This window comes from Parvimonas oralis, from assembly GCF_047608425.1.
In the GTDB taxonomy this organism is placed as follows: Bacteria; Bacillota; Clostridia; order Tissierellales; family Peptoniphilaceae; genus Parvimonas.
This window is the reverse complement of record NZ_JBLKRS010000003.1, coordinates 34,750-47,267: the sequence shown is the minus strand read 5'-3', so window position 1 is coordinate 47,267 and position 12,518 is coordinate 34,750. Positions and strand designations below refer to the sequence as shown.

General features: G+C 28.2%; 12 protein-coding genes. All 12 read right to left on the bottom strand.

The genetic code is table 11. The features are described 5' to 3' along the window. Positions 1-53 precede the first annotated feature (53 nt). Positions 54-839, bottom strand: coding sequence for a TrmH family RNA methyltransferase (locus ACMX2D_RS04765; protein ID WP_414972914.1), 786 nt, complete (start codon positions 837-839; stop codon positions 54-56). Beyond that, on the bottom strand, positions 814-1,455 hold the full coding sequence (locus tag ACMX2D_RS04760) for a potassium channel family protein (protein WP_414971272.1): 642 nt from the start codon (positions 1,453-1,455) through the stop codon (positions 814-816). Before ACMX2D_RS04760 ends, ACMX2D_RS04765 begins: the two co-directional genes overlap by 26 nt. An 8-nt stretch (positions 1,456-1,463) precedes the next feature. Further along, positions 1,464-2,813: a TrkH family potassium uptake protein gene (locus ACMX2D_RS04755; protein WP_414972913.1), complete on the bottom strand. Its 1,350-nt coding sequence runs from the start codon at positions 2,811-2,813 to the stop codon at positions 1,464-1,466. A gap of 178 nt (positions 2,814-2,991) precedes the next feature. Beyond that, complete coding sequence (rplT, locus tag ACMX2D_RS04750; protein ID WP_004832268.1) at positions 2,992-3,336, bottom strand: 50S ribosomal protein L20; 345 nt, start codon at positions 3,334-3,336, stop codon at positions 2,992-2,994. Positions 3,337-3,354: 18 nt separating this feature from the next. Continuing rightward, positions 3,355-3,546 (bottom strand): 50S ribosomal protein L35, encoded by a 192-nt coding sequence (rpmI, locus tag ACMX2D_RS04745; protein WP_009354463.1) that lies wholly within the window; start codon positions 3,544-3,546, stop codon positions 3,355-3,357. A 15-nt stretch (positions 3,547-3,561) separates the two neighbouring features. Then, positions 3,562-4,113: a translation initiation factor IF-3 gene (infC, locus tag ACMX2D_RS04740; RefSeq protein ID WP_414971270.1), complete on the bottom strand. Its 552-nt coding sequence runs from the start codon at positions 4,111-4,113 to the stop codon at positions 3,562-3,564. Between the two features lie 143 nt (positions 4,114-4,256). Next, the gene (locus ACMX2D_RS04735; protein WP_414972912.1) at positions 4,257-5,174 is read right to left on the bottom strand and encodes a TDT family transporter; all 918 of its coding nucleotides are present in this window, start codon (positions 5,172-5,174) and stop codon (positions 4,257-4,259) included. A 74-nt stretch (positions 5,175-5,248) separates the two neighbouring features. After that, positions 5,249-6,049 carry a DUF169 domain-containing protein gene (locus ACMX2D_RS04730; RefSeq protein ID WP_414971268.1) on the bottom strand — a complete coding sequence of 267 codons (801 nt, stop codon included), beginning with the start codon at positions 6,047-6,049 and terminating at the stop codon, positions 5,249-5,251. Positions 6,050-6,365: 316 nt separating this feature from the next. Next, a complete protein-coding gene (locus tag ACMX2D_RS04725) occupies positions 6,366-8,459 on the bottom strand; it encodes a Tex family protein (RefSeq protein WP_414972911.1) in 2,094 nt (697 codons plus the stop codon). A gap of 57 nt (positions 8,460-8,516) precedes the next feature. Next, on the bottom strand, positions 8,517-9,917 hold the full coding sequence (gene lpdA / locus ACMX2D_RS04720) for a dihydrolipoyl dehydrogenase (RefSeq protein WP_414972910.1): 1,401 nt from the start codon (positions 9,915-9,917) through the stop codon (positions 8,517-8,519). A gap of 172 nt (positions 9,918-10,089) precedes the next feature. Continuing rightward, a complete protein-coding gene (locus tag ACMX2D_RS04715; RefSeq protein WP_414972909.1) occupies positions 10,090-10,740 on the bottom strand; it encodes a YaaA family protein in 651 nt (216 codons plus the stop codon). A gap of 15 nt (positions 10,741-10,755) precedes the next feature. Next, positions 10,756-12,372 carry an ABC transporter ATP-binding protein gene (locus ACMX2D_RS04710; RefSeq protein WP_314939028.1) on the bottom strand — a complete coding sequence of 539 codons (1,617 nt, stop codon included), beginning with the start codon at positions 12,370-12,372 and terminating at the stop codon, positions 10,756-10,758. Positions 12,373-12,518: the final 146 nt, after the last annotated feature.

The following is a 12,518-nucleotide window of genomic DNA, read 5'->3' as shown; positions in this document are numbered from 1 at the left end:
GTACAATAAAATATATATAGTACAAAAAAAGGAAGTGCTTATAAACACTTCCTTTAATTTTTATATATTTTATACATTATTATTGCAGCTGCTATTGAAACATTTAAAGACTCCATTGAATTATCCATATCTATTTTTAAATGTTCATTTGAAATTTTAAGCATTTCATCTGAAACACCATTTGCTTCATTTCCCATAACAACAATATTTTTTTCATCAAAATTAAAATCTTCTAAAAATTTTGAATTTTCACTTAAAGTAGTAGAAATTATTCTATAACCATCTTTTTGAAGCCCTTTTACTTTATCAATATCACAATTTATAATATTTGTTCTAAACAATGCACCCATAGTTGCCCTTAAAACTTTTGAATTATATTTATCTACACAATTTATAGTCAATATATCCTTTATTCCAAAGGCATTTGCTGTTCTTATTATAGTCCCAAAATTTCCGGGATCACTAACATTTTCAAGACAGATTATATTTCTAGAAGAAATTTCTTTCTCTTTAAAATAGTTTACAATGGTTATAACTCCTTCTGAATTTGTAAGTTCAGTTAAATTCTTAAATAATTTTTCAGATAAAATTGTAATTTTATCAATATATTTTTCATTAAAATCAAAATTTTTAACAAAATTTTCAGTACAAATTATATTTTCAATATTTAGATTTTCGTTTATTGCTTCTAATAAAAGTTTTTTGCCCTCTAATAAAAATAATTTGTATTTATCTCTATTCTTTTTCAAATACAGACTTTTAAATAATTTGTACTTTTTATTTTCTTTACTATCTATTATTTTAAATTCCATCCTATACCAACTTACCAATTCGGTCATTTCTTCCTGCAACAAGAAGAATATCACTATCCTTTATAACATAGTCCGCTCCGACATTTATCTCCAAACCATCCTTATTTTTTATTGCGACAATATTTACATGATGTTTGTTTCTAATTTCAGATTCCTTTATTGATCTTCCAACCCAATCAGCAATTGGCGAAATTTCAACAAGAGAATACTCATCAGACAAATTGATGGAATCTAAAATATTTGAATTACTAATAGTATTTGCTACTCTTATTCCCATATCTCTTTCAGGAATAATAACTCTATCAGCTCCTATTTTCTTAAGAACCATAGCCTGAACACTATCAGTAGCCTTGGCAATAATTTTTGGAATACCAAGTTCTCTAGCTTCAACAGTTGCAATAATTGAAGTTTTGTAATCAGAACCTATTGCAACAACACAAATATCAAAATTTGTAAGCCCTAATTCCTTTAAACTTCCATCAACACTAACATCGCAAACTATGGCATGAGTAACCTTATTCGCAATGGAATTTATAATCTCCTCATCTTTATCTACTACCATTACTTCATTTCCAAGTCTTTCTAAGGTGATGGCTAAACTCATTCCGAATCTTCCACAACCTAAAACAACAATTTGTTTCATAATATCTCCTATCCAACAATAACATTTCCATTTGAATACTTAAATTTCTTCTTATTGACTTTTTTATAAAAAGAAAAAATAATTGTAAGAGGTCCTACCCTTCCAATAAACATCAATATAATTATAATCATTTTTGTAATATCTTTCAAATGTGGAGTTAAATCCTTACTAAGACCAACGGTTGCAAAAGCTGAAACCGTTTCAAAAAGCAAGTCTATAAATCTAATATCCTCAATTAAAGTTAAAACAAAAACTACAGCATTGACCAATAATATAGATATAACAAAAATACCTATTGCCCTTTTAACTAAAGAAAAAGAAATTCTCCTTTTAAAAACCTCTATCTCATTATTATTTTGAATAAAAGAAATAGTAGTTACAATTAATAAAAATATTGTGGTAGTCTTTATCCCACCTGCTGTACTTGCGGGTGAACCCCCTATAAACATCAAAAATATACTTAAAATCGTTGAAGATTCAGTAAACCCTGTTTGATTTATAGAAGCAAATCCCGCCGTTCTGGTAGTTACAGACTGAAAAAACGAATTTATTATTTTATCAAAAAGGTTAAAGCTTTTCAAAGTCTTTACATTGGAATATTCTAAAATAAAAAATGCAATTGTCCCAAATATAAGTAAACCTAAAGTCATTACCAAAACAATCTTAGTATGCAAAGAATATTTTCTATAGTTTAATTTATAATTATTTATATCAATATATACATTAAATCCAAGTCCCCCTAAAATTATCAAAAAAGAAATAACTAGAAGTAAATATGGATTTGTATTAAAACTTTCCAAACTATTTTCACCCAAAATATCAAAACCGGCATTACAAAAAGCTGATATGGAATGAAAAATAGAATAGAAAATTCCCTTTAAACCTAGCTTTGGAACAAATGTAAAACAGAGCAAAAATGCTCCCAATCCTTCTATTATAAAAGTTGAAAAAATCACATATCTTATAAGCCTTACCATTCCTGTAAGTCTTGTTGTCCCCATCTGTTCCTGAATTACAAGCCTATCTTTCAAAGTTATCTTTTCACCTAAAATCATTGCTACCATGGTAGCCATTGTCATAAAACCCAAGCCTCCAGCTTGAATTAAGAGCATTATAATAAATTTCCCAATATAATTAAATTCGTTGGTGATATTTATGGTCGATAACCCTGTTACACAAACAGATGAAGTTGATATAAATACACAATCTAAAAAATTTGTAAAATTTAAGTTTTTAGATGAAAAAGGTAAAAATAAAAGAATTGATCCAACGGTTATAATTAGAAAAAAACCTAAAGTTAAAACCGCAGGTGGATTTGTTTCAAGCTTATCTTTTAGCTGTTTTATAAAATCTTTCAATATAACCTCCAATAAGAACCCCACCCTTCCACGATGCTTTGCATCGGGTGGGTACCCGGGAACCTTGTTGCTTCACAATAACAACCCCACCCTTCCACGATGCTTTGCATCGGGTGGGTGCCCGGGAATCTTGTTGCTTTGCAATAAAAAATCCCTTCAATTATGAAGGGACATCTCTCTATCTTACTAATTCAACTAATTTTTTGAATCCTTCAGGATCATTTATAGCCATTTCAGAAAGCATTTTTCTATTCATATTTATATTATTTTTCTTAAGCCCATACATAAATTTGCTATAACTTAAACCATATTGTCTTGTTCCGGCATTAATTCTTGCAATCCATAAGCTTCTGAAATCTCTTTTCTTTCTCTTTCTTCCGATGAATGCATAAGTCATTGATTTCATAATTGCTTGGTTAGCAACTTTGAATAATTTTGACTTCGCACCATAATATCCTTTAGCTTGTTTTAATACTTTTCTATGTTTTTTTCTTGCATTTAAACTACGTTTTATTCTTGCCATTACTCTTTACCTCCATAATTAAGGAATCATATTATTGATTCTTTTTTGATCTCCACTACTGATAACTGATGATTTTCTTAAATTTCTAATTCTCTTTGGTGATTTTTTACTTGTTAAATGGCTCTTATATGCCTTAAATCTTTTAATTTTACCAGTACCAGTTCTCTTGAATCTCTTAGCTGACGCTCTATGTGTTTTCATTTTAGCCATACCTAAAACCTCCTATTAATCTTGTTTTGGTGATAAAAACATTGTCATATTTCTACCTTCCATTACGGAATCTTTTTCTACATTTCCAAATTCTTCAGTAAGTTCCTTAAATTGATTTAAAACGACCTTACCAATATCAGTATGTCCCAATTCTCTACCTCTAAATCTTACAGAAACTTTTACCTTGTCTCCGGCTTTTAAGAAGTTATTTGCATGTTTTGCCTTAACTTCTATATCATGCTTGTCAATACTCGGAGTAAGTCTAATTTCTTTAACATTTATAACTTTTTGTTTTTTCTTTGATTCTTTTTCTTTCTTTAAAGAATCATATCTATATTTTCCATAATCTAAAATTTTGCAAACAGGCGGATTAGCATTAGGAGAAATATTTACAAGATCCAATTTCTTTTCATTTGCCATTTCCAATGCTCTTGAAATTGGAACAACTCCAATTTGATTACCTTCTGCATCAATTAATCTAACATCTTTTGCTCTAATCTCTTCATTAATTAAAAGCTCTTTTATAATAACACCTCCACAAAAAAACGGCGAGTAAACACCCGCCATAATAATTACAAAACTTAAATTATTAACATAAACCTGAAACAAAATAGTAACAAGGTGAGAGCGAGTACTCTACTTCATTCATCATATTACTTGAATATTTTACCATATATAAATAAAATAGTCAAGTAATTTTTAATAATTTTTTAGTTTTCTTTTTCAAATAAAAATTTCATATATCCTATAAAAACATATAACACAATTAATGTTGCAATTATCTCTTGGAAATTAACTAATAATTTTAAAGCTGAATTAGCTCCGTATAATTTTGTAACATATCCATTAAATAATTTTGTAGCAATTGCACTTATTACAAGTGGGAATGTAAATCCTGAAAACCCAGGAGAAAATTTCAATTTCAGTAATTTTGGTAAATTTACTAAAACTACTAAATAGAAAAATAGTGAAAACCCAAATAAAATAACAGCGAAAGTAAAATTCTTTTCAGGAAAAGTATTCAAATATCCTGCAAGTGCAAGTGAACCAGGTGCTGATAAAATTGCAAAAGTTGGCTTGGCAGGTTCAGGAATTTCTTTAACTTTAAATACTCTATAACAAACAACAGGTATTAAAATTAAATATGCTACTAAAGCAAACCAAAAACAAATTTGTCCTAACTTTAATTGTCCTGCAGCTCCTGCAGTAACACTTGCTGTTGCAATACCAACATAAACTATATACCAAGATGGAAATACTTTTTTTATTGAAAAATTAGGTAAAAATTTCAAGCTAAACCAAATCATAAGTGAAGTATGTAGTATAACACCAACAAACCAAAATCCAACAGCTAAACCTGAAGAATATGGCTTTGCATAACTACTAAGTAAAATAGTAGCCATTGTAATTGTTAAAAGAACACTTGCAGGAACTGGATTTTCTAAAACAGTTTTTAATTTACCATTCAAAACTACAATTTTTAAAACAAAAATAATATATAAAATAAGTGCAACTCCACCTATACATAATCTAACAACATTACTATATGATTGTAACAAATTTCCTAGTGCAAACATAGATAAAATCAAACCTGCAATAGGAATAGGTAATTTTTTTAATAAACTCATAAAATTCTCCTTTACTAATATTTCATAATATTTAAGTTAGGAATTTCAAAAAAGAAACTCCTAACTTTTTTTATCTATTTGTCTATTGGTCCACCTAAATATGTTCCTGTATCATAATTTTTATTTAATTCAATTACAGAATCATCCATATTATTAGCTTTCATCTTCTTAATTATTTTTCTCTTATTGATATTACGTTCAAATGGATTTGTTGTTTCCATAATTCCTTGAACAACATTGTACCAATGTTTCCAAGCCATTCCAATTCCTAATTCATCCGGATGCCAATTTGCCATTAATCTAGTTCCAGGACATAGGAATGTAATATTAATTGTTCCATGTTCATAAGGAAGAGTTGTAAGATCATGACAAACAGCTTGTAACCCAACAGTTTTCATTTCCGGAGAATATCCATTAAAATAAGAATATCCGTGAACAACTCTCATTATGTTATATGCCTTTTCAATCATAACAACAACATCAGGTTCAACTTTAAAATTTTCTAAAGGCATTATTGCTATACCATAAACCTTGTCTTTTAAAAATATCATATCATCAGAAACACTCTTTGATGTCTTAACATCATTATAAATATTTTTACTAAATCTTGCTTCTCCAGATGCCATCTTTGGTGGCGCTTGATTAAAGCCAAAAGCAACTGCACCGTTTGGGCACCCTTGATGTACCTTTCTTACCTTTATGTTTGAACCTTTAGATGCTAAATTAACAGCATTACAATATGTAACTTTACTTTCTCTTTCAGGTACTTCAAAATTTTCATAACTTTCTTCATCGTGAAAAAACTTCACACCTACAACTTTACGATTTAAATCTAAATACGAATCGATAAGTTTTACACTTTCTTGAATATCCATTCAAAACCTCCTATTTAATTTTTATATTTATATTTGATAAAATACTTTGCGAATTAGCAAACAAATATAATCAATATTATATTATCATAGGATTAAGAATAAGTCTAATACTTTTTTCTTATAGATAGACAATATTAATAATTTATTTTTATCATAAAAATATTTGCTTGACTTTTAAACATTTAATAACTTTCTGAAAGTATAAAAAAACTTATGATAACAAATTTACCATTTTTATAAATATTTTACATAACATCGATATTTATAGTCCTATTATTTTTATGCAAAAAAAGAAATGCAATTAAATGCATTCCTTTTACTTCATTGTCAATTTTACTTTTTGTTTTTCAAGATCAATTTCTAAAATCTTAACCTTAACTATATCGCCTACTTTTAAAACTTCTGACGGATGCTTTATAAATTTATTCGAAATTTGTGAAATATGAACAAGTCCGTCATTTTTAATTCCAATATCTATAAAAACTCCAAAATCTACAACATTTCTTACAGTTCCCTTTAATTCCATTCCAACCTCTAAATCTTCAATGGAAAGAACATCAGACCTTAAAATTGGTTTTGGCATATCTTCTCTAATATCACGACCGGGTCTTTTAAGCTCTTCAATAATATCTTTTAAAGTCAATTCACCAACTTCTAATTCTTTTGAAAGTTTTGGAACATTAATCTTATCTAAATCTTTACCATAAAGTTTTTCTGCAATTTCATAACTTTCAGGATGAACAGCAGTATTGTCAAGTGGATTTTCTCCATTTCTAATTCTCAAAAATCCTGCGGATTGAGTATATGCTTTAGGACCTATTCCCTTTACTTTTTTAATTTCATCTCTATTTTTAAAAGCTCCATTTTCATCACGATAGGAAACTAAATTTTTAGCCATAGTTTTTGTCATACCTGAAATATAAGATAAAAGAGAGAATGATGCAGTATTAACATCAACCCCAACCTTATTTACACAATCTTCAATAATATCAGATAGAGTTTCTGTCAATTGTTTTTGATTTACATCATGCTGATATTGTCCTATACCAATATGTTTTGGTTCAATCTTTACAAGCTCAGCCATTGGGTCTTGAATACGTCTTGCTATTGATATTGCACCTCTAACTGTTACATCTAAATCAGGAAATTCTTCTTGCCCAAGTTTTGATGCAGAATAAATTGAAGCTCCTGCTTCATTTACAATTGAATAGAATAAGTCTTCTTTTTTCAATTCATTTATCAATTCAACAACAACTTTTTCAGTTTCACGACTTGCAGTTCCATTTCCTATTGCAATTAAACTTACATCATATTTTTTAATAAGTTTTGCTAAAATTTCCTTACTTTCCTTTATCTTTTCCTGTGGCTTTGTAGGATATATATTTACATGGTCTAAAACAGATCCGGTTTTTGAAATAACAGCTACCTTACATCCTGTTCTATAACCAGGGTCAATTCCTAAAATAACTCTATCAAGAATTGGAGATTGCATAATATAAGGTTTTAAATTTTTACCAAAAACTTCAATGGATTGAGTATCCGCTTTTTCCTTCAAATTTGATCTTATTTCAGTTTCTATTTGTGGAAATAATAGTCTGTTATATCCATCAATAACCGCTTCTTTTAAAAATTTATGACAGAAGTTTTCATCATCCATACATAGTGCAAATAAAATCTCTCCGATATTTTTTTCGTCACTTAACTTTATAGAAACCTTTAGAGCTTTTTCCTTTTCTCCTCTATTTATAGCAAGTATTCTATGTGCTGGAAGTTTAGAAATCTTTTCAGAAAATTCATAATACATATCATAAACATTATTCTCTTCTTTTCCCTTTTCAGAGACTAAAATTCCATTTTTCTCGGCATCTTTTCTTAAAATATCTCTAAAATCTTTATCTTCAGAGATCATTTCTGCAATAATATCTAAAGCACCAGCCATAGCTTCATCAATATTTAAAACTTCTTTTTCTTCATTTATAAATTCTAAAACTTTTTGTTCAAAATTATTTTCATTAAGTTTTCTATCTAAAATTAAATCAGCAAGTGGTTTTAGACCTTTTTCCTTTGCAATAGTTGCTCTAGTTCTCTTTTTAGGTCTAAATGGAAGATATATATCCTCAACTTTTGAAAGAGTTTCAGCATTTATAATCTCATTTTTTAATTCATCAGTCAACTCTCCAAGCTCGTCAATTAATCTTATAACATCTTCTTTTCTCTGTTCCAGATTTCTTAAATATTGTAATTTTTGTTCTAAATTTCTAAGTATTTCATCATCTAAATTACCTGTGACTTCTTTTCTGTATCTTGCAATAAAAGGAATTGTATTTCCCTCATCTATAAGTTTTACAGTATTTTCAACTTGACCTACTTTGATATTCAATTCTTTTGCAATTTGTTCAAAAATATTCATTCTTACCTCTCTACATAAAAAAGGGAGCTTACGCTCCCTAAAATTCTAACAAAATAATTATTTTGCAGGTGCACTATGGATTGATTTTCCTTCTAATTGATGAATCGCTTCCATAAATGCTTCTGATAGAGTTGGGTGAGCGTGAATCATCTTTCCTATTGATTCAACTCCCATATTATTTGCCATAGCAACAGTTCCTTCATGAATTAAGTCGTTTGCATGAGGTCCGATAATATGGATACCTAAAATTCTCTTTAAGTCTTCAGTTGCAAGAACTTTTACAAAACCATCAGCCTCTCCTAATGAAACAGCTTTACCATTTCCACTGAACATAAATTTACTCTTAACATAAGGAATATTTTGAGCAATAACTTCTTCTTCAGTTAAACCAACTTGAGCAACTTCCGGTAAAGTAAATGTACAAGCAGGAACGATATCTAAATTAATTTCAGGATGTTCTCCCATTAATTTTTCAACAACATGAATTGCTTGAGCACTTGCAACGTGAGCAAGTTGAACATTTCCATAAACAACGTCACCAATAGCATAAATATGGTCAACATTTGTTTTAAATTCTTTATCAGTAACTACAGCTCCTCTTTCAGTAACAACTCCGGCTTTTTCGATTTCTAATCCATCAATATTAGCTTTTCTTCCTGTTGCTAAAAGAACCATTGTACCTTCAGCCTCTTCAACTTTATCTTTATCAACTCTGTTAGCTGTAACTTTTAATTTTCCGTTTTCTTCTTTAATTTCACTGGCACGAACTTTATTTACAATCTTAATTCCTGCTTTTTTGAAAATACTTGGAATTCTCTTTTGAATTTCTCCGTCAGTTGCAGGTAAAACACCATTAGTCATAACAGTTACCTTTGAACCGAATTGAGCATAAATACTTGCAAATTCCATTCCGATAACTCCACCACCAACAACGATAAGTTCTTCAGGAATTTCTTTTAAATCTAAGAACTCATCACTTGTGATTACATTAGGTAAATCGGCTCCTGCAATTGGTGGAATACTTGGTTTAGAACCTGTTGCAATAATTATGTAATCAGCTGTTACATCTTTTTCTGAACCATCATTCAATTTAACATGAATTGTATGTGGATCAACAAAAGAACCAAAACCTTTTAAGTATTCAATATTAGGATAAGAACCAATTAAAAATTCTACCCCACCTACGATTTTTTCAACAACTTCGCATTTTCTTTCATTAAGTCTTATTGGATCAATTTTACATTCGTCCATAAGTAAACCGAATTCTGCTTTTCTATGAATATTTTCCATAATTTCAGCATTTTTCCAAAGTGTTTTTGTAGGGATACATCCTCTATTTAAACAAGTACCACCTGGTCTATCAGCTTCAATAAGTACAACTTCTGCTCCCATTTGTGCAGCTCTAATAGCAGCCTCATATCCTCCTGGGCCCGCTCCAATAACAGCTATTTTAGTCATAAAACACACTCCTTAATTAGTTTTTTAAGTTTTCACTCACTTAAAATTATATATCAAAAATAGATTTTTTTCAAGTTTTTAAATAAAATTGTTTTCATATTTCATTATTTTATTAGAGAATTTTTATAAAAATTATTTTTTCTATAAATAATATCTAACTCATAAAATACTATTAGCTATTTTTCACAAATACAAATTTATTTTCTAAAGACATTTCTTCAACAAACCCATATCCATCTTTGTCAAATTTCTTTATGTCTTCAATATTTTCAATTTTATTTTTAGCCATAAAATTAAGCATCATTCCTCTAGCCTTCTTCGAAATTGTAGAATGTTTTTTTAGTTTTTCATCGACTTTTTCATAAAATTCAAAATCCAAAATTTGATTCTCTGAAATATACTTTTTTACTGTTTTTGAAAATTCATCACTTGCAAGATTAACAATAAAATCCGTATCTTTTAAAATTTTTTTTGCAATATCATCTTTCCAAAAATTATATAAATTTCCCATTTTTGTTTTCATAAGAAAATCAAGTCTATAAGGATTAATTAAATCAAAAGGTTTAATCACTCCATAAAGTGCAGAAATTATAATTAAATGCTCCTTTATATACTCCAAATCGCAATTGTCAAACTCTTCTCTTTTTATATTTTTATAACACATTCCATCATACATATAAAAAGCCTTGCAATAATCTTTTGAAACCAAAACTTCCGGAATATTCTTTAAAATTTCATTTGTTTTATCAGAAAAATCAAGTCCTGAAGAAAATCTCTCACAAGTTTTAGAAATTGTCTTTGCAGGTGATAAAATTATTTTCATATTCTCTCCTTAAATCTATTTTTCAAGATCTATTAACTTATTACAAATAGATAATGGTAATTTTCTATGAGTTATTATTAATATTATCTTATCTTTACTGATTTTTTCAATATTTTTTACAACTTCCTGTTCTGTTTCGAAATCTAAAGCAGAAGTAAATTCATCTAAAATCAACAAATTAGAATTTTTATACAAAGCTCTCGCAAGTGCAATTCTCTGCTTTTCCCCACCTGAAACATTTTTCCCTTTAATTCCAATTTCAAAATCTCCATCTTTTTTTCCGTTAAACTTTTTAACCTGTGATAATTCAGTAGAAATTTCAAAATTATCTTCATCAAAATTATCAAAAGTTATATTTTCCTTTAATGAACCTTTAAATAAAAAGGCATCTTGTTCAAGATATGAAATTAAATTGTAGTAAGAAGTTCTGTTTATATTTTTTAAATCTATCCCATTTATTGTAATTTTACCATTGTAATTTAAAATCCTCTTTAAAAGCAAATCTATTAAGGTGCTTTTACCCGAACCTGACGGACCTATAATTCCTATAATATCTCCCTTTTCCATTTCTGTATTAAAATTTTTAAATATATAATTTTTTTCGTCATAAGAAAAAGTGAGATTCTCAACTTTTATAGTATCTATGCTTGAAATAGCCTCTTTTTTATCTTCAACTTCTGCACTATCAACAAATTCTAAAATTCTATCACTCATTCCAAGAGTTACCTGAACTCCTGAAACCCAATCTGATAAATTTCTCATTGGCTCATAAAGATATCCCAAATAAAAATAAAACGCAAACAATGAACCTAAAGACATATTTCCTGAATTCACTTCCATTGCTCCAAAAAGTAATATTACAATTGGTAAAAGTACTACAATAAGTCCTGTAAGTCCATATCCTATTGCGGTATATTTCTTAATGTTCTTTAAATAAATTTCATATTTTTTTATATTTTCCCTAAACTTATTTAAAAAGAATTTTTCTTTCCCAAAAATTTTTATTTGGAAAATTCCATCAGTATATTCCTTTACGCTTTCCGTTACTAATGCAAAATGTTCTCTTTCATCTTTACTATTCTTTCTTATGGCACTATCAACCTTTTTAAAAAATATTGTATAAATTGGAATTACAAACAAAACGATAATTGCAAGTTTAAAAGACATATAAAACATAAGTCCCATAACTATTGAAATATTAAGAACATTCAAAAACAACATTGGAAGTCCTATACTAATATCTTCACTTACAGTTTCGCAATCATGTAAAATTCTTGAAGTTAAATCACTCGGATTTTGTTTATAATATTCTGGGGATTTATCCAAAGCACCTTTTAACATAATACTTCTAAAATAATTCATATATTCAACCCTATATGTGTGCCACTTATAATTCTGATACGAATCAAAAAATGCTTGCAGTATTCCCAAAACTATGAGCAAAATTCCAAAATTTAAAACTTTAGAAAAATCTTCTCTATTTTGAACCATATTAACCAGTCTTCCTATCATATATGGAGCAACAGCATACAAAATAACAGAAAATGCACAAAGTAAAGTTATTTTGAACCTTCTAACTCTATATTCTCCTATGTAAGACATAAGTTTTAAATAATTTTTTATACTATTCATGGCATCTCCCATTTCTTTAAATTATAAGTATTATATAATATTAATCGCAATAGTATTATAACACTTGACTTTAATATAAGTCAATTTATCATTTGAAATCTCAAATTTTCAATATCAATATAGTATTTTTAAAATAATTTTAACAA